The sequence below is a fragment of the Saliniramus fredricksonii genome (assembly GCF_900094735.1).
Lineage (GTDB): Bacteria > Pseudomonadota > Alphaproteobacteria > Rhizobiales > Beijerinckiaceae > Saliniramus > Saliniramus fredricksonii.
Map to the genome: position 1 here is coordinate 1,443,029 of NZ_FMBM01000002.1, position 18,859 is coordinate 1,461,887.

Consider the following 18,859-nt stretch of genomic DNA (forward strand, 5'->3'; position numbering starts at 1 on the left):
TTTAAAGCGGCGCCGGGGGTGGGTCAAGAGGGTTGATGGGATGCTTCAGTCGCGTCGCTTCGCATCATCGATGATTTTCTGCGCTTGAAGAAGTACATATTCCGCCCAAGCGAGCGCGGAATGCCCCCATGTCGGCGCGATGGCGAGAATGGCCTGGCTTTGTGCGACAAGGAATTGCGCCGCCGCTATGGTTTGGCCACCAAGGACATGCCCGACTACAGCATCGAGTGACCTTTCGGCGATAAGTACCATAAGGAGTATTGTATTCTTCGTAAAACCACGTCGCGTCTCGGCAACTCGGCCGGTCGTGCCCGCAGAGGCTGTCATTCGAGCAACGTGCTGCGTGCGCTCCGTCGCCAGCGCGCTGTCGCTGAGAGCGCCGACAATCTTGCGCTCGTGCTCGGCAACGCCCTCGCCAACGCGGCTGCGCTCATAATCCCGCAATCGCTTCTCGAGCGCCTCGATATCGGGATGGCCCATCGTGATACCCGGCCCTATGCGCAAGACGGCGTCCAGCGCAGCAAGGCAGTCAGGATCAAGCTTTTCGTCATCGGGCCTGTTGTACTGGCTTTGGCGCAGATCCGTCAGTGCATTGATATCCAGATGTATCATCAGGAAATCTGCGTCTTCGAAAGCCGCCTCGCTCATGTATTTCAGAGATCGAACCGGACCGTCGATTTCCGGATAGCGATTGACCGCTTTCAGAAGATTATCGAGCGCGCGCGGCAGGCGCTCGTACAACCGCCGGCGAACCGGATCATCGAGTTCTGCTTCGCCCGGAAGGATCGGTGCGATGTCGATTCGGTCGTCAGTGGTTAGGAGCAGACGAGGCTGCGCATCCGCCTCGGGCGCCTCAGGCGCGCTCCCGATCGGCTGCGGCGGGCTGCCATCCGGGGTGTATGCCGGCGTATAGGGCTCGGGCCATGGCGGCAGGCTGCGGAGATATTCGAGGGTTTTGCGGGTGCGTTCGTCGTCGTTTTCGATTTCGGAGAGTTCGGCGAGGGAGCCATCGCGGGCTGTGGCGGGGGTGTTTGCGTAAGAAAGGCCAAACTCAGGGGCACTTGAATGGTGAGATGATCCTGTGGCAAGTCGTTTTGACGATGCTATCGGGCGCAAATCGTAGACCGAAGTGTTGTCAAGTGTAATCGTTTTGAGATTCTTGTGGCCAACCAACGGCGAGAGATCACTAACTTGCGTACTGTGGAGTCTCAGCGTTTCAATATTTATTAATTCTTTCAGCGGCGTTAAATCATTTATATTTGTTTTTTGAAGCCAGAGAGTGTGTAAATTTACCATTTCACTCAGTGGCGCAAGGTCGTAAACCTTCTTTCCGTCGAGCCATAGCCTTTGTAGATTACTAAGATTTGATATGGGAGTGAGATCATTTATCTGTACATCGCCAATTTTAAGTGAAGTAAGTGATTTCAGATTTTTAATTGGCTCAATATCGCTGATTTGTGAGCAGTCTAGCGTAAGAGCCTCAAGCTCTTTGAGGTCAGACAGTGGCGTTAGGTCTTTGACATTCGTATCGTCTAGCCAGAGCGTATTTAAATTCTTTATCTCGGCTAGCGGACCGAGGTCGGTGACTTGCGTCTTGTTTAGTTCGAGTGTCCGCAAATTTGTGAGACCGGTCAACGGCGCCAGGTCGCTAACCCTCGTATTACCGAGATGGAGGGCCTCCAGATTTTCCAGGCGAGCCACGTGTGCTAGGTCGCCGACCTCTGTCGTATTCAGTTCGAGCGTCTCTATGTTTGTGAGACCGGCTAGCGGGGCGAGATCGCTAACTTTTGTAGCATTAAGAGCAAGGGACTGGAGGCGTGTGAGGCCAGCCAGTGGCGCAATATCAGTTACGTCTGTTTCGTCGAGGTCCAACGTCCGCAGATTCGTCATGCCCGCCAGCGGTGATAGGTCACTGACGCGCGTGTAGCTAACGGAGAGCACTTGCAACTCTGCGAGGCCGACCAGTGGCGTGAGGTTGCTGACCTTAGTGCTGTTCAGCCTAAGCGTTTCAAGTTTCGTCAACAATTTCAGCGGCGTGAGGTCGTTGACTTGCGTTCTATCAAGCCAAAGCGCGTCCAAATTAATTAAATTGCTCAATGGCGTGACGTCACTAATACTAGTGCTGTCTAGCCATAGCGTTTCCAGCTTTGTCAGATTGGCTAGCGGCGTAAGGTCGCTAACTCGCGTGTTGTCTAGCCAGAGCACCTGCAACTTTTCCAGATTGCTCAGTGGCATGAGATCGCTAACCTGCGTGTTATTCAATCCAAGCGTCTGAAGATTTTTTAGGCCGGCCAGCGCCCCAAGATCGCTAACCTGAGTATTGTCAAGATCAATTGTTTCCAGTGTTATAACTTCAGAAAGTGGTGTGAGATCTCTAACATTTGTATTTCTTATACGAAGTATATTTAGCTTTAACAACCTGGTGAGTGGCGCAACATCACTAACCTGTGTGTTGTCGAGATCAAGCCTATTCAAATTCGTTAGGCCGGCCAGCGGCGCGAGATCGCTGACCTGTGTGTTGCCGAGATCGAGCCATTCCAGATTTGTCAGACTGGCCAACTCTGGCGGGATGCTGGTAAGCGCATGGAAGGCCTCACCAGACAGGTCCAAAATCCTTTCATCAGCCGCCTCAACCCGCGCAATCTCTTCGAGCGCCGCCGCGTAGGCCTGTTCTGCCGCATCGTCTGCCATATCCGCCCCTTGCAACCTTCCCGCGCAGTATCGCCCGCCCCGCCCGCCATGCCAACCCCTCACTGCCGAGCGGTCGATGCAGGCAACCTCCCCTCTCCCTCCGTGGAGAGGGGTCGGGGGTGAGGGGCGGTGCAGGATTATCCCCGACGTCGATGACATCTGCGCGCTTCATCACCGCCTCGCTCTATTCTGATGCGCCCCTCACCCCCAGCCCCTCTCCTCGGTGGGAGAGGGGAGTCAGGGCGCGCGCTTCATCACGGGTGCGGCCAGTTGTGCGTTGATACAACCAAAACCCCTCTTTTCAATGCCTGATACGTGTTTTACTGTCGCCACAGAGCCGGGCGAATCCGGCTCCGGGGCGTAGAAACCCCTTCCCACAGCGGTCGGTGCGACCGAAAAGGCACCTCCTCGACCTTCATGGCCGGGGAGGCGCTGGCGTATGTCCAAGGCTCCGGTCTAAAGGCCAGTGCGGTCGTCTGTGGGCGGCTTTCTAACTCCCCGGTCACCAGAGCGATCCTCTGGTGACCACGCGAACCTGATTTCAGGACCGGTCTTCGGGGAGTTCGAGCATGGATGAGACAACATTCTGGCAGGCGTTGTTTGCCACCTATCAATCGCTGACGGACTGGATCAAGGCGCTGTGGCTGATCATCCCGCCGGTGTTCATCTTCGCCATGACGGCACTCATCCTGCGCGGGCGACGCGCCCCGCCGCAGGCTGATGGCGAACTCGTCTACACCGTGCACCGCGACGCCACCGGCCAGTACCACATCCTGCGCCACACATCCCCCGCCACCACAGACGACGCCCCGACCTACCTGCCCCTCGACGACGACCAGCCAATGCTGATCCCGCCAACATGGCGAGGGCGAAGCGGCTGATGCAGCGCGATCTCCCCTCTCCCTCCGTGGGGGCCGGGGGTGAGGGGCGTTGATGATTATACTCTGCCGTGGATGACGTTCGCGCTTCATCACGCTCGCGCTTTATCCTGATGCGCCCCTCACCCCCAACCCCTCTCCACCAGGGAGAGGGGAGTTCGGGCGCGGCTTTCATGGAGGGCGGGCCTCGCCTGCCACGAGCGGCATCCGCTCATGCGAGCGGTCGATGCAGCGCAATCGCCCCTCTCCCTCCGTGGAGAGGGGCCGGGGGTGAGGGGCGGTGCAGGATTATCCCCGACGTCGATGACATCTGCGCGCTTCATCACGCTCGCGCTTTATTCTGATACGCCCCTCACCCCCAACCCCTCTCCACGGCGGGAGAGGGGCGTTCGGGCGCGGCCTTCATGGAGTATAATCATTTTATCAAAAAAATACTATAAACATCTGCTTTGACTACACTATATCCCCCTCTCTCACTCTCACATCGGAAACAGATCATGCGGCAGGTGGCCGCTGCGGATGAGCCAGAGGAAGGCCGTCAGCGTCACCACCGAGACCACCGTCCCGGCCAGAACGCAGGCGGAGGCGCGCTCGATTCCGACATTGTACTGCGTGGAGATCACGAAGATGTTGAGCGCCGGCGGCAGCGCCGCCATCACGATCGCGGCGAAGACCCACATCGGATCGAACACCCCGAACGCCGAGAGCAGCACCCAGACCAGCAAGGGGTGGATGATCAGCTTGATCACCACGAGAAACGGCACCTCCGGCGGGATCCGTTTCGCGCCGCCCCCGCCGGTCAGCGCCACGGTCACGCCGAGCAGAAACAGTGCCGAGGGCGCGGCGGCGTTGGCGAGCCATTCGGTCATGGTGTCGATGGTGGAGGGTACAGGCAGCGCGAAATAGCTGAAGACCACGCCCAGCACCGTCGCGATGTTGAACGGATGCGTGACGACGCGAAACGCCACCTCCCCCGCCATCCGCAGCGGGCCCTGCTTCTCGACACCGGCAATCGCCATCAGGAGCGGGATCAGCGTGAACAGCAACAGGTTGTCGAAGACGAAGATGAGCACCACCGGCGCCGTCGCGGCCGGGCCCAGAGCGGCAAGGATCAGCGGTGGGCCCATATAGCCGATATTCGAATACGACCCCGCCACACCCTGCATCACCGCCTGGGGCAGATCACGCGTGAACCACCAGCCGGCGGTGAAAGCGAGCGCGAAGGCGCAATAGGTCGCCAGCGTCGTCGCGATGACGAAGGGCCAGTTGGCGAGCTCATCAATCGGCTTGTCGGCGACCAGCCGGAAAAACAGGCAGGGCAAAGCGATATAGATCAGGAAGAACTGCATCCAGGCGAGCCCGCCCTTTTCCAGATCGACGAGCTTCGCGCAAACGAATCCTATGGTGATCAGCCCGAAGAACGGGGCGATCAGATCGAGAAGCCCGATCAGATCGGACATGCTGGGTTGCTCCGGAACAAGGGCGAGGCGAACGGCCGCTCACCCTAATCGGGCAGGCGGCGTTTCGACAACCGACGAATAACGCCCACACGGCTTCCGGCAACCTGCGCGAATATGCGGGATCACACGCCATTCGGCCTTTGATTTCGCAGGGAAAGTGCCTATTTTCTGTAGCGAAAGGGGTCAGGCATGACAGTACGCGTCGCCAAATTCTCGATCGGACAAGTGGTTCGGCATCGGTATTATCCGTTCCGGGGCATCATCTTCGACGTCGATCCGGAATTCGCCAATACCGAGGAGTGGTGGCTGGCGATTCCGGAGGATGTGCGCCCGCACAAGGAGCAGCCATTCTACCATCTCTTCGCCGAGAACGCGCAGACGGAATACGTCGCCTATGTCTCGGAACAGAACCTCGTGCCCGACGATTCCGACGCCCCCCTGCGCCATCCGATGGTACCCTCGATGTTCGAGCGCCAGCCCGACGGGGCCTATCGTCCGAAAGCCGGCACCGCGAACTGAGGTCAGGCCGCGCGCCCAATGAAAAAGCCGGGTCGCGAAACCCGGCTTTCTTTATGCTCACAACGGCGCAGGGAAATCACTGCGCCTGCTGCTGAAGGCGCTCGCGCATCTCGTCGGAACGGCGCTGCAGCTCTTCCTGAAGACGGCGCTGCTGCTCTTCCAGCTCCTGCGGGTCGATCGGATCACCCTCGAAACCCGCCGTGAAACCCTCCAGCGGCACGGCGAAGGTCACGACCTGGCCAACCTGATTCTGAACGCTGACATTGAGCGTCTCGCCCGCCTTGAACTGGTCGACCACGTCACCATCGATATTCGCCTCGGCGAAGCAGCCATTGGGGAAGCAGATTGCGTAGCTGCCGTTGGTCGGGCGGTTCTGGTCAGCCGCGAAGCGGATGCCGGGCTGCAGCAACAGACCCAACGGCATCAGCATGCGCACGACCTGGTTCGGTTCATCCGGATCACCGCCTTCGATATCATAGACGGCCACGGCCATCAGCGGTTCGCCATCCTCGGAGACGAAGTCACGCGTGGTGTAGCAGATTTCCGCCTCGGTCGCGGGATCGGTGCCGCAGACCTTGGTCCACTCCGTTTGCGAAGGCTCGGGGACGACAGGGACAGTCACCGGGCCGCCATCCTGTGTGGGCGCGGGAGCCATGGGAGCCTGACCCTGCCCTCCGGGCGCGGGCTCCGGCGGAGGCGTCTGCGCGAGCGCGGCGCCGGGAGCGAACGCAAAGCCCGCAATGGCCAGGGCTGCAACCAGTCCCAGGGAGGTCCGCATTTTCGCGGGGCGCGTCGAGAATGCCATGCGTTGATCCTTCATGGTTCGATGGTGCCCGGCGCCGCCTTCTACGCCGCCGCTGCGACCCTGTGATCCTTCTGATACCACGCCGTGATCGCCGAATGCGGCGAAGCGATGGCATCGGCGACGCCCTTCTAGCGTGTCACTGCGCCGCTTTCCAGTCGTTTTCGCAGGCCGCAATCGTGTTACGCTCAAAGTGATTCGAGACTTGCGTCGCATCGAAGGACAATCCCATGCCCGGACCCGCCTTTTCCCGTGCCGTTTTTCCCCGGCGTTGCGTCCTTGCAGCCCTTGCAGCCCTTGCCCTGGCCGTGACCGCCCTGCTCGGATTCGATCAGGCCGCCGCACAGGATGAAACCGTCACCTGGAGCCACGGGATCGCGATGCATGGTGAGCCGGAGCTGCCGGCGGATTTTTCGCATTTTCCCTACGCCAATCCGGATGCGCCGAAGGGCGGGCGCTTTACCAGGGCGCTGCATGGCACCTTCGACAGCCTCAATACCTATATCGTGCGCGGCGTGGCGCCGGATGCAGTGCCGAATTACGTTCTCGAGCCGCTGATGGCGCGCTCCCTCGACGAGCCATTCTCGCTCTATCCGCTGCTGGCCGAGGCCGTGGCGCTGCCGGATGACCGGTCGTCGATCACGTTCCGGCTGAATCCCGCCGCCCGTTTCGCCGATGGCGAACCGGTGACGGCGGATGACGTCGCCTTCAGCTTCGAGACGCTCAAGGAATACGGGCGCCCCTATTTCCGTGCGAATTACGGGCAGGTCGCGGAAGTGGAGATCATCGATGATCGCACCATCCGCTTCGACCTGTCACAGACCGATGATCGCGAATTGCCGTTGCTGCTCGGCCTGATGCGGGTGATGCCGGCCCATGCCATGGATGCCGAGACGTTCCAGACCACCTTCCTGGAGGGCCCGGTCGGCTCCGGGCCCTATGAGGTCAGCGAAGTGCGCCCCGGGGAGCGGCTCACGCTCACCCGGCGTGACGATTACTGGGGCGCGGAACTACCGAGCCGGCGCGGAAAGTACAACTTCGACACGATCCGCTACGAATTCTTTCGTGATGGCAATACGATGTTCGAGGCTTTCAAGACGGGACTTTATGATCTTCGCATCGAGAATGATGCCACACGCTGGGCCACGGGTTATGATTTTCCCGGCCTGAATGACGGGCGCATCGCGCGCGCGGAAGTGCCGATCGATCAGCCGCGCGGCATGAACGGCTTCGTCTTCAACACCCGCCGGGATCTGTTTTCGGATATCCGCGTACGCGAGGCGCTGACGGCGCTGTTCGATTTCGAATGGGTCAACCGCAATCTCTCCTACGGGCTGATGGCGCGCACGCAGAGCTATTTCGAGGGCTCCGATCTCGCCTCGATCGGCCATGCGGCGACAGAGGCCGAGCGCGACCTGCTCGCCCCCTTCCCCGATGCGGTGCGCCCCGAGATCATGGACGGAACCTGGCAGCCACCCGGCCCCGATGGTTCCGGGCGTGACCGGACGATGGCGCGTTTTGCCATGAATCTTCTCACTGACGCCGGCTGGCGTCTCGATGGCAACGCGCTGCGCCACAGCGAGAGCGGTGAGCCCTTCGCTTTTGAATTTCTTGCGGTATCCCGCGCGCAGGAACGCCTCGCGCTGAACTATGCGCAGAACCTGCGCCGGCTCGGCATCGACATGCGTGTGCGCATTGTGGACGACGCACAATACTGGCGTCGGCTCGCCTCCTTCGATTTTGACATGATCGAGTGGACCTGGGGCGTTTCGGCCTCGCCCGGCAACGAGCAGCGCAACCGCTGGAGCTCCGTCGCCGCGCAGAATGACGGCTCGCTCAACTTCGCCGGCGCACGCGAACCGGCGATTGACGCGATGATCGATGCGATGCTTGAAGCACATGACCGCGAGGAATTCGTCGCCGCCGTGCGCGCACTCGATCGTGTGCTGCTCTCCGGCTTCTACGCCATCCCTCTGATGCACCAGCCCGATCTGTGGCTTGCCCATGATGCCGGGCTGCGGCGACCGGATGCGGTACCGATGATGGGCCTGCCGCCGGAACTGTGGTGGCGCGAATCGGAGTGACGCGGCATGATAACCTCGGACGAATCGCAAAACGGGGGGACGCGGTGTTCATGAAATCGCCCGCACAGGAACGTTGGGCGCCGGATACCGGCGAGGAATTCCCATCGCCGGCTGACGCAGACGCGAACGGCCCCGCTGCCCTGTTCGCGCGGCGCGCATTGGCCGATCCCGGTGGGGTCGCCCTCCTCCCGCAACCCGGCGGCATGCAATGGTCGGGGCGCGAAGAAATTTCGCTCACCAATGCCGAGGCCGAGATGGCGGCTTCCCGGCTCGCAGCCCAGTTTGCCGCCTTTGGCTTGCCGGCACGTGCCTTGTTCGGCGTCGCCCTCCCCGCCGGGCCAGAGGCCTGCCTCACCATCGCCGCGCTGGATCGCGCCGGCCTCACGCCCTGCCTGATCCCGCTCTCATGGTCCCCGGAGCAGATCGGCGCCGTTGTCGAAAGCCTCGGCCTTGCCGGCGTCGCGACGCAGAGCCGCATCGGCGACTTGAACCCGGCACTGGAATGGCGCGACCTCGCCATGCGCTATTTCGGCCTGCGTTTCCTCAGCGCTTTCGGCCCCGCCGTTCCCGACGGCTTCACCGATCTCGACGCGGTGATGGCGCAATCCGCAATATCGGCTCCGCCTTCGGCCGATCCGGCTGCTGATGCGCCGGGACCGTCGGGCTATGTCAGCTTCGATCGGTCCGAGGGTGAGGCGGACGGCGCGCCGGTGGCATGGTTTCGCAGCTGGGCTTCGGCCCGTGCGGCAGCCGACAGCTTCGTTGCCGCGACAGACATGTCGCCACGGGAGCGGCTGCTCACGCTGATCGCGCAGGATGATCATCGCGGGCTCACCACCGGTCTGATGGCGGCGCTGGTCAGCGGCTGCGGGCTGGAGGCGCACGGGCTGTTTTCGAGTGATGCGCTGGCGCAGAGCCTCCCTGGCGAGCAGCCCTTGCGGCTCGTCGCACCCGGCTGGATGGAGGCGGATCTCGCACGGCTCGACTTCCCGGAGAATCTCTGTGGCGTTGTGCTGGTGCATCAGGCGCCTGTCCGCTTCAAGGCCCAGACGCCCCTCACGCATGGCGTGACCGACGCCCTCGCCTTCGGCGAAATCGCCCTTCTCACCCAGCCTCGCGATGCGCGGGGGCGTTTCGCCCTGTCGCTCGACCGACCGGATGCGGATGCTTCCATGCTGGCTGTACGGCGTGAGGCGGATGGACGCATCCAGTTTCGCGGCATGGCGGCGCAGGCCGCACCGCTCGACGGGCGGACACCGCCGGTCGAGGCGGACATCTGGCGTGATTGCGGGTTCATTGCAGAGGTTTTTGCCGGAATCGTCATCGGCGTAACCCGCGCCCCTGCCTCCGGCTCGGATCCGGAAGCCTGATCGCGGCTTTGCACTGCATCAAATTGCCGGAGAATGTGGGTATTTCATACTCGACTCCGGAACGCGTGGCGGCTAGCGTCGTTGTCGAGGTGGCTACCGATCACACCCGGCTCTGGACATGGCATGTCAGATCTCAAGCGTATAATTGTCGTTGATAACGGCGATCGCGAACCGCAGGCAGCCCTTTCAGCCGAACTGGCCGAATTGGGATATGCCAGCATCACCACCTCCGTCGAAGCGGCGCCGCATGTCTTCGCTTCGATCGTGGAGCCGGATGCCGTGCTGCTCGACATCCCCGGTGCCAGCGACGCGCGCACCGATGCGGCCTTCGCCGCCTTCGCAGACCGGCTGGAGCGCACCCATCCGGATATCCCGGTAATCCGTCATGAAGGCGCTGGCACGGGCCTCAGCAATGCGAATCTCGCAACCCTGCAGACCCGGATCGGGCTGGCAGCCACGTTCGCAAATCCGGTGAAACCCCCGCGCTTGTGAGGCGTTGCTCCCGGTGCACGGCTTGACCTTTCTCAAGGCGCCATTGCCCGCTGCAAGGCAGGCTGTGTGCAATCAAGAGCTTGTCGCACACATGCAAACGGGGAGATCATCATGGCTGCATCCGAGGAATTCGTGATCTGGTTCGAGGGTCTGCGGCGCAAGGATGGCGAGAAGGTCGGGGGCAAGAATTCCTCGCTCGGCGAGATGGTCCAGACACTCAAGGGCCATGGCATCAACGTCCCTGACGGTTTCGCCACGACATCCGGCGCTTATTGGCGCTTCGTCGATGCCAATGACCTGCGCGATTTCATCGCCGATCAGATCGGTGCCTGGGAGAATGGCGATGCCAGTCTGGCCGAGACCGGCAAGGCCATCCGCAAGGCATTCGTGAAGGCGACATGGCCGAAGGATCTGGCCGAGACGATCCTCGCCTCCTATCGTGAGCTTTCCGGAAAATATGATATGAACGAGGCGGATGTCGCTGTCCGTTCGAGTGCCACCGCAGAAGACCTGCCCGATGCGAGCTTTGCCGGCCAGCAGGAGAGCTTCCTCAACATCACCGGCGAGAAGGCGCTGCTTGATGCCTGCCGGCGCTGCTACGCCTCGCTCTTCACGGACCGCGCGATCAGCTACCGCAAGGCCAAGGGTTTCGACCATTTCAAGGTCGCGCTTTCGGTCGGTGTGCAGAAGATGGTGCGCGCCGATATCGGCGCATCCGGCGTGATGTTTTCAATCGATACCGAAACCGGTTTCGATCGCGCCGTGCTGATCAATGCCGCCTGGGGGCTTGGCGAGAACGTGGTGCAGGGCGCTGTCGATCCGGATGAATATACCGTGTTCAAGCCTTTGCTCGACAACGAGAATCTGATGCCGATCCTCGAGAAGAAGCGCGGTTCCAAGAAGATCAAGATGATCTACGCGAAATCTGGCGACAATCCCGTGCGCAACGTCAACACATCGCAGAAGGAGCGTGATGCACAGGTGCTCAGCGACGCGGAGATCATCCAGCTCGCGCGCTGGGCGCGTGATATCGAGGGTCACTATGAATGCCCGATGGATATCGAATGGGCCCGCGATGGCCAGAATGGCGGGCTGTTCATCGTCCAGGCGCGCCCGGAGACCGTGCAATCGCGGCTCGATGCCGGTGAGTTGAAGCATTATACGGTGACGAAGAAGGGCAAGGCCCTCGTCTCCGGTCTCGCCATCGGCGACAGCGTCGTCACCGGCGAAGTCAGCGTGATCAAGAGCGTCAAGGATATCGACAAGTTCGTCGATGGTTCGATCCTCGTCACCGACACCACCGATCCCGACTGGGTGCCGATCATGAAACGCGCCGCCGCGATCGTCACCGACCATGGCGGGCGCACTTCCCATGCCGCCATCGTCAGCCGCGAGCTCGGCCTGCCGGCGCTCGTGGGCACCGGCGACGCGACTCAGACCCTGCACGACGAGCAGGAGGTCACCGTTTCCTGCGCCGAGGGCGATGAGGGCTTCGTTTATGAGGGGATCGGCGAATATGACGTCGAGACACTCTCCCTCGACGACATTCCCGAGACGCGCACGAAGATCATGCTCAATGTCGGCAACCCCTCCGCCGCCTTCCGCTGGTGGCGCCTGCCGGCGGAGGGCGTCGGCCTCGCACGCATGGAATTCGTCATCAACAACTGGATCAAGGTCCATCCGGTCGCCCTTACCCGCTTCGACAAGCTGGAAGATGACGGGGCGCGCAAGACGATTGAGGAGCTGACGCGTGGCTACGAGAACAAGGGCGACTATTTCGTCGATCGGCTCGCCCAGGGGCTCGCAAAGATCGCGGCGACCTATTACCCAAAGCCCACCATCGTGCGCATGAGCGACTTCAAGACCAACGAATATGCCGGGCTGATCGGCGGCGCCCAGTTCGAGCCGCAGGAAGAGAACCCCATGCTCGGCTTCCGGGGCGCCTCGCGCTATTATTCCGATCGCTATCGCGACGGTTTTGCGCTCGAATGCCGCGCCATCCGCAAGCTGCGCGAGGAGATCGGCCTCGACAACGTCGTGGTGATGATCCCCTTCTGCCGCTCCCTCGAAGAGGCCGACAAGGTGCTGGAAGTGATGGCGGAGAACGGATTGCTGCGTGGCGAGAAGGGTTTGCAGGTCTATGTGATGTGCGAGATCCCCTCCAATGTCATCCTCGCCGAGGAATTCGCCAAGCGTTTCGACGGGTTTTCCATCGGCTCCAACGATCTCACCCAGCTGACGCTCGGCGTCGATCGCGATGCGGGCAGCCTGTCGCAATTGTTCGACGAGCAGGATACGGCGGTGAAATGGATGATCGGCCATGTGATCGAGGCGGCCAACAAGGCCGGCGTCAAGATCGGCCTGTGCGGCCAGGCGCCGAGCGACCATCCGGAATTCGCCGCCTTCCTCGTCGAGAAGGGGATTGATACGATTTCCGTGACGCCCGACAGCTTCCTTGAGGTCAAGGAGGTGGTAAAGCGCTGCGAGGATCAGCGGTGAGCCTCGCGCGCCGCCGTTTGCGCGTCTAAACTCTCCGAAGAATCAAAAAGCGGCAATAGCCCGCGCTCCGGGGGACATTGATGGTCACGCTCACATTTCACGGCGCCGCGCATGCGGTCACCGGCTCGTGCTTTCTGCTCCAGACCGACGCGGCAAAGGTGCTGATCGATTGCGGGCTGGTGCAGGGCGCGAAATCGGAGCGTGAACTCAACTATCGCCCCTTCCCCTTTGACCCTTCTGCGCTCGATGCGCTGGTGCTGACCCATGCGCATATCGACCATTCCGGCCTCGTGCCCAAACTGACCGGCGCGGGATTCTCCGGGTCGATCTTCGCCACGGCGCCGACGGCAGATCTGTGCCGCATCATGCTCCCGGATTCCGGCCATATCCAGGAGATGGAAGTTGCACAGCTCAACCGCCGCAACGCGCGGCGCGGGCGCAAGCAGGTCACGCCGATCTATACGGCACAGGCTGCCACGCAGGCGCTGGCGCAGTTCTCGCCGGTCGCCTATGAGAGCTGGCAGAGCGTCGCGCCGGGCATCCGGATCCGCTTCTGGAATGCCGGCCACCTGCTCGGTTCGGCCTCGGTCGAGTTCGAAATCGCTTCAGGGAATGGTGGCAAGCCCCTCCGATTGCTGGCATCCGGCGATATCGGACCAGAATTCAAGCTGCTTCATCCGGATCCGGATGCGCCGAGCGGCGTCGATTATGTCATCTGCGAGAGCACCTATGGCGATCGTGACCGCAGCGATGCGAGCGAGGCGCAAAGGCGCGCATTGCTGCGCAAGGAGGTGGTCGGCGCGATGGAGGCCGGCGGGGCGCTGATCATCCCCTCCTTCGCCGTCGAGCGCACGCAGGAGATCCTGGTCGATCTCGCCCATCTGATCGACAGCCGCGCCATCCCGCGCACGCCGATCTTCATCGATTCACCACTCGCCACCCGCGCCAGCGAGACCTTTGCGGCGCACGCCCATGAGCTCGAACACGGCGAGGCGCTGCGCGAGGCGATGCGCGCGCCCTATCTGCGCTTCACCGAGAGCGTCGAGGCCTCCAAATCGCTCGACCGGCTCGGCGGCTTTCACATCATCATCTCGGCCAGCGGCATGGCCGATGCGGGCCGCGTGCGCCACCACCTCAAGCATTGGCTGTGGAAGAGCAAGGCGACGGTGCTGTTCGTCGGCTTCCAGGCCCAGGGCACGCTCGGGCGGATCCTGCAGGAAGGCGCGGATCGGGTGCGGATCATGGGGGACGAAATCCGCGTGCGCGCCCGCATCCGCACGCTCGACCTCTATTCCGGCCATGCCGACGGTGCGGGCCTGCGCGACTGGATCGCCGATCGCCTGCCGATCAATGGCGGCATCTTCCTCACCCATGGCGAGGAATCGGCCCTGAACGGGCTGGCCGATCGCATTGCGGATATCGTACCGCACGAGCGCATCCACATGCCACAGCTGGACGATTGCTTCACCCTCACGCCGGATGGCGCTGCCCTTTACGAGACCGGGCACCACCCGCGCGTGCCGCACGAGGCCGTGGCGCATCAGGACTGGAGCAACGAGATGTCGCGCCTCATCCTCGATCTGAACGAGGCCATCGAGGCCGAGGCTGATGCTCGCGGCAAGCGCGCCCTGATCCGCAAGCTGCGGAGGGCGCTTGAAGAGGCATGAGGCGCGTCCTCCGACGCGGTAACCGGGGCACGCCTCATTCCGGGCTTCCGGCATTGCGCCGACGGGCGATGCTTTGAAGCTTCTGCTGATAGGCCGCGATGCCATGATCGGCAAAAAGCGCAGAAAGGCGCCCGGGCGCAAGCTGCATGACCGCGCCGATGAGCTTTCCCCAGACGAAGTATTTGAAACGAAACCAGCCCGCTGCGGCGCCGATCTTCAACCACGGCCTCCCCTCGTGATCGGCGAGAAAGCGAAGGTCACCGGCATGCTGGAAGCCCACGAAACCCTTCTCGGCACGCCGCTTGAGCCAACCGATGAGCGGCCATTCGGGCAGAAGACCGATCAGCCATTCCGAGACCGCGCCTCCCGGCACCGTGGGGATGCAATCGGCACCATTGACCACACGATAGACCGGCGTCTTCAGCCCGTCCGACCATTCTGGCGCGCCGACGCGGGGACTGCCAAAGGTATAACAGGCCGCGATGAGGTGACTTTTCTCGAGATGACAGGTGGCGCTGAGCGCCAGCGCGCCACCCAATGAGTGACCCGTCACGAAGAGTTGGCAATGCGGATCGCGCTCGCGCAGCTTCTGCACAGCGGCTTCGATCTGCCCGCGCACGCTTTCATAGGCAAGCGAGAACCCGCGATGCATCTTGCCGCTCGGCGTCTCGTAGAAGCGCGCATTCAGATTGGTGACGATATCCTTGCGGTCCTTCTCGGTCCCGCGAAAAACCAGCACACCGTAAGCGTCGGTCCGATGGGCGAGATAGCCGCGCGTCCCGGTTTCCGGGCTGTCGAAAACGGCAGTGAGAGCCAGATCCGCCTGTGCCAGCGCTGCCGCAAGTTCCTCGTAAGACTCGTCGTCGCGCTCGAAGGGCAGATAAGCGAGGCCCGACAGGACCGACATGACCCAGGCCATGCGATCCGAGTAGGCGGCACGCAAAAGAGGAAGCGCAAGCAGCGAACCTGCCTCCGTAAAAGGAAGCTGCACACCGTCCCTGCGGATGTCTGGAGCGACGAGGAAGAGCTTCCCGTCCGGCGAATCGATCGTAACGCTGCCGTCTCGCCGCGCGCAGGCGATATATTCGGCAAGGCCGATATCGTCATTCAATAATGGATCGGTTCGCCCGTGGGGCACATCAACCCCTCCTCTCAGCCAAGCCTATCGCATAAGATCATAGATTGTTTTTTAATACAATAACTGACTTTTGAGTGTTTTCCGGGTGGCTTCCACCGATCACCCTCGTGCGCGAGGCGCAGAAGATTTCCGGCTCCGTTGCGCGCGGCGCAGGAGCTGCTGCGCATGGAAAAGCAGATTGTATACGAAGGGCATGGAAGTGGCCGGCCAATTCATCGATGATCGGCGACGGTAGGCGAGCTGCGCCTTCCGGGGGCCATGCGGCCCGCCGCAGACCGAGCCGCAGACTTTGCACAAGCGCAAGATTTCTGCAGGCGTCGACAAAAGCCCATTCGTCGACGGTCGATATCGGCCTGCAGGACCCTGGTCCTATAGGAATTTTATCAGGGGAACGATCTCGGGCACGCCCCCCAGCAGCGATCATCTTGGCTGGTCATTGAAACGGCGCGGCGCCGCTTCATACCGCCCGCGATAAGTTCGGCTTATCAGACCTGCGCCCCACCCGTCACGCAGGCAGCGTAGCGGCGTCGGGCCCGGTCGCGTCGTGGAAAGCGGGTTTCGCAATACGCCAGGGCCGAAGGTCTTCGGCGAGGATCGCCTCGGAGGGCCGCAGGCGTCGCAGGGCGCCGTCGCCGGTCACCTCGTTGATCTCGAAAAAGCCGAGAACCTGCAACCGCGCCGCCATGCGCTTGGTCGCGCGGTCCGTCGCGCTGACGGGGATCGAGCCGGCACTGTAGACGGCATCCATCAGGCTCTTCTGATCGCGGAAGGGGCTTGCACTGCCGCGACCGCCGGGAAAGCGGACGATCGTCGCAGTGCGCGGTGTGAACAGGGAGGGTCGACCGCTCGATGATGCGATGCTGCTGGTGGCGGGACCTTCGAAGGGGGCGCGGGTGTTGTCCCGATCGCCGGAATCTTGCGAGTCACTCATGCTGACGCTACTCACTACTGGTTACTGCTACGCGAATCGATGTTCAGTCTGGGTGCGTTGCGTTAAGAGCAGGTGAACCGCCCCTCCTCACGATCCGGAGCCGCCCTTGCAGCCCTCACGAGATATTGCCCGCCTGATCGAGATCATGGCCGCCTTGCGCGATCCCGAGACCGGCTGCGCCTGGGATATCCGGCAGGATTTTGCCAGCATCGCCCCCTATACGATCGAGGAAGCCCACGAAGTGGCCGATGCGATTGCGCGCGGGGACCTTGAAGATTTGCGCGAAGAACTCGGCGATCTGCTGCTGCAGGTCGTTTTTCATGCGCGCATGGCCGAGGAGCAGGAGATCTTCGATTTCGGTGGCGTGGTCGAGGCGATCACCGAAAAGCTGATCCGGCGCCATCCCCATGTCTTCGGTGATGTCGACAGCCGCGATCCCGAAGCGATCAAGCGGATCTGGGAAACGATCAAGCAGGGCGAAAAGGCCGGGCGCCGGGCGCGTCGCGGTGACGGCGCGCCGGGATTGCTCGACGACGTTCCCGGCAGCCTGCCGGCGCTGATGCATGCCGACAAGCTGACCCGGCGCGCGGCGAAGGTGGGCTTCGACTGGCCCGATCCCGCTCAGGTCATGGCCAAGGTCGAGGAGGAGCGCACGGAAGTCGCGCAGGCGATGGCGTCCGGCGACAATGCTGCGATCGCGGAGGAGATCGGCGATCTGCTCTTCGCCGTCGCCAATCTCGCGCGCCACCACGGCATCGACCCGGAAGCGGCCTTGCGCGCCACAAATGTGAAATTCATGCGTCGTTTCGGGGCGATCGAAGCGACGCTGCGCCAAGCTGGACGCAGCCTCGAAGAAGCTGATCTTGCGGAGATGGAAGCGGCCTGGCAGGCGGCCAAACGCGGCGAGAAAGCGTAGAACGCGCCGCTCCGCCTCAGCCCTTGCTGCGGCGCGCCTTCGGAAAACGCCGCAACAGCCGCGGTTCCTTCTCCGGCGCAACACGCACGCGCATGGCGATGGCAGCGTCGCGGTCGTCGCGCCCCATCACCTCGGCGTTCTCGTAGAGCCAGTTGAGATTCTGACCATCAGCGGGATCGAGCAGCACGTGATATTGCGGGCGCCCGCGTGCGATGCGATCCTCGATGGTCTGGAGCAGCGCGTCGATCCCCTCCCCCGTCAGGGCCGAGACGAGCGCCGGGCGCGCCTCCTCGGGCAGCCGCGCAGCGCGTGTCGCGAGGCGTTCGCGGTCGGGCGCGTCGAGCAGGTCGGCCTTGTTCCAGACCTCGATGATGCGCGCCGTATCCGACGGGTCGACGTCGAGATCGCGCAGGACGGACTCGACATCCGCCGCCTGCGCCTCCGTCTCGCCATGGGAAACGTCGCGCACATGCAAGAGGATATCCGCCTCGATCACATCCTCCAGCGTCGCGCGGAAAGCGGCAACCAGCATGGTGGGCAGATCGGAAATGAAGCCGACCGTGTCGGAGAGGATCGCCTTCTCGCCATGGGGCAACGCCACGGCGCGTGATGTCGGGTCGAGGGTCGCGAAGAGCATGTCCTGCGCCATCACCTCGGCACGCGTCATGCGGTTGAACAGGGTGGATTTGCCGACATTGGTGTAGCCGACGAAGGCGACGATCGGATAGGGAACGCGGCGCCGGCTGGCCCGATGCAGGCCGCGGGTGCGGGTGACGCCTTCGAGCTCCTTCTCGATCCGGGTCATGCGCTCCTGGATCTGCCGTCGGTCGGCCTCGATCTGCGTTTCGCCCGGGCCGCCGAGAAAGCCGTAACCGCCGCGCTGGCGCTCGAGATGGGTCCATGAGCGCACGAGCCGGCTTTTCTGATAAGCCAGATGGGCGAGTTCGACCTGCAGCGTGCCCTCGCGCGTGCGCGCCCGGCGCCCGAAGATCTCGAGGATCAGGCCGGTGCGGTCGATCACCTTGGCGCCGAATGTGCGCTCCAGATTGCGCTGCTGTACGGGTGAGAGCGCACAATCCATCACCACCAGCGTGATGTCCTTCGCCGCGACGAGGAGCTTCACCTCCTCGACCTTGCCCTTGCCCAGATAGGTCGACGGACGCGGTGCCGGGAATGTCGTCAGATGGACCTCGACCACGTCGAGATCGATCGCGGCGGCGAGCCCACAAGCCTCGTCAAGCCGCGCCTCGAAGGGGCGCAGATTCTCCGCCGCAGCAGGGGCGCCGTCGGGCAGAGCGCGCTGTTTGCGCGAAACATAAGGGCCGACGACCAGCGTCCGGGTTCCCGCCGATACATCCGTATCGGGTTCCGGCGTGAACCCCTCTCCGATGGGCGAATCAGGCGTGGACACG

General features: G+C 62.5%; 14 protein-coding genes. 8 read left to right on the forward strand and 6 right to left on the reverse strand.

The annotated features are described in order from the left end of the window. Positions 1–45 precede the first annotated feature (45 nt). Positions 46–2,691 (reverse strand): leucine-rich repeat domain-containing protein, encoded by a 2,646-nt coding sequence (locus GA0071312_RS13185; RefSeq protein WP_074445339.1) that lies wholly within the window; start codon positions 2,689–2,691, stop codon positions 46–48. 569 nt (positions 2,692–3,260) lie between these two features. On the opposite strand from GA0071312_RS13185, the gene GA0071312_RS13190 reads away from it, so the two are divergent. After that, complete coding sequence (locus GA0071312_RS13190; protein ID WP_074445340.1) at positions 3,261–3,572, forward strand: hypothetical protein; 312 nt, start codon at positions 3,261–3,263, stop codon at positions 3,570–3,572. Between the two features lie 476 nt (positions 3,573–4,048). Here GA0071312_RS13190 and GA0071312_RS13195 read toward each other — a convergent pair whose 3' ends face one another. Continuing rightward, positions 4,049–5,029, reverse strand: coding sequence for an AEC family transporter (locus tag GA0071312_RS13195; protein ID WP_074445341.1), 981 nt, complete (start codon positions 5,027–5,029; stop codon positions 4,049–4,051). A 189-nt stretch (positions 5,030–5,218) separates the two neighbouring features. On the opposite strand from GA0071312_RS13195, the gene hspQ reads away from it, so the two are divergent. Next, positions 5,219–5,548, forward strand: a complete 330-nt coding sequence (gene hspQ / locus GA0071312_RS13200; RefSeq protein ID WP_074445342.1) for a heat shock protein HspQ — start codon at positions 5,219–5,221, stop codon at positions 5,546–5,548. A gap of 76 nt (positions 5,549–5,624) precedes the next feature. Here hspQ and GA0071312_RS13205 read toward each other — a convergent pair whose 3' ends face one another. Then, on the reverse strand, positions 5,625–6,353 hold the full coding sequence (locus tag GA0071312_RS13205) for an invasion associated locus B family protein (RefSeq protein ID WP_074446173.1): 729 nt from the start codon (positions 6,351–6,353) through the stop codon (positions 5,625–5,627). Positions 6,354–6,580: 227 nt separating this feature from the next. Between GA0071312_RS13205 and GA0071312_RS13210 the strand changes: the two genes are divergently transcribed. From GA0071312_RS13210 to GA0071312_RS13230, 5 genes are all read left to right on the forward strand, one after another. Further along, positions 6,581–8,434, forward strand: coding sequence for an extracellular solute-binding protein (locus tag GA0071312_RS13210; RefSeq protein ID WP_074445343.1), 1,854 nt, complete (start codon positions 6,581–6,583; stop codon positions 8,432–8,434). Between the two features lie 50 nt (positions 8,435–8,484). Beyond that, positions 8,485–9,804, forward strand: a complete 1,320-nt coding sequence (locus GA0071312_RS13215) for a hypothetical protein (RefSeq protein WP_131817811.1) — start codon at positions 8,485–8,487, stop codon at positions 9,802–9,804. 123 nt (positions 9,805–9,927) lie between these two features. Beyond that, complete coding sequence (locus GA0071312_RS13220) at positions 9,928–10,296, forward strand: hypothetical protein (RefSeq protein WP_074445345.1); 369 nt, start codon at positions 9,928–9,930, stop codon at positions 10,294–10,296. Positions 10,297–10,407: 111 nt separating this feature from the next. Further along, complete coding sequence (gene ppsA, locus GA0071312_RS13225) at positions 10,408–12,795, forward strand: phosphoenolpyruvate synthase (protein ID WP_074445346.1); 2,388 nt, start codon at positions 10,408–10,410, stop codon at positions 12,793–12,795. Positions 12,796–12,875: 80 nt separating this feature from the next. Continuing rightward, positions 12,876–14,462, forward strand: coding sequence for an MBL fold metallo-hydrolase RNA specificity domain-containing protein (locus GA0071312_RS13230; protein WP_074445347.1), 1,587 nt, complete (start codon positions 12,876–12,878; stop codon positions 14,460–14,462). Positions 14,463–14,496: 34 nt separating this feature from the next. Here GA0071312_RS13230 and GA0071312_RS13235 read toward each other — a convergent pair whose 3' ends face one another. After that, on the reverse strand, positions 14,497–15,573 hold the full coding sequence (locus GA0071312_RS13235) for a lipase family protein (RefSeq protein WP_074445348.1): 1,077 nt from the start codon (positions 15,571–15,573) through the stop codon (positions 14,497–14,499). Between the two features lie 532 nt (positions 15,574–16,105). Beyond that, positions 16,106–16,531, reverse strand: coding sequence for a hypothetical protein (locus GA0071312_RS13240; protein WP_074445349.1), 426 nt, complete (start codon positions 16,529–16,531; stop codon positions 16,106–16,108). A 106-nt stretch (positions 16,532–16,637) separates the two neighbouring features. Here GA0071312_RS13240 and mazG point away from each other — a divergent pair, with 106 nt between their 5' ends. Beyond that, complete coding sequence (mazG, locus tag GA0071312_RS13245; RefSeq protein ID WP_074445350.1) at positions 16,638–17,447, forward strand: nucleoside triphosphate pyrophosphohydrolase; 810 nt, start codon at positions 16,638–16,640, stop codon at positions 17,445–17,447. A gap of 16 nt (positions 17,448–17,463) precedes the next feature. Here the strand turns inward: mazG and hflX are convergent, their stop codons facing one another. After that, on the reverse strand, positions 17,464–18,858 hold the full coding sequence (hflX, locus tag GA0071312_RS13250) for a GTPase HflX (RefSeq protein ID WP_074445351.1): 1,395 nt from the start codon (positions 18,856–18,858) through the stop codon (positions 17,464–17,466). Between the last annotated feature and the right edge of the window lies 1 nt (position 18,859).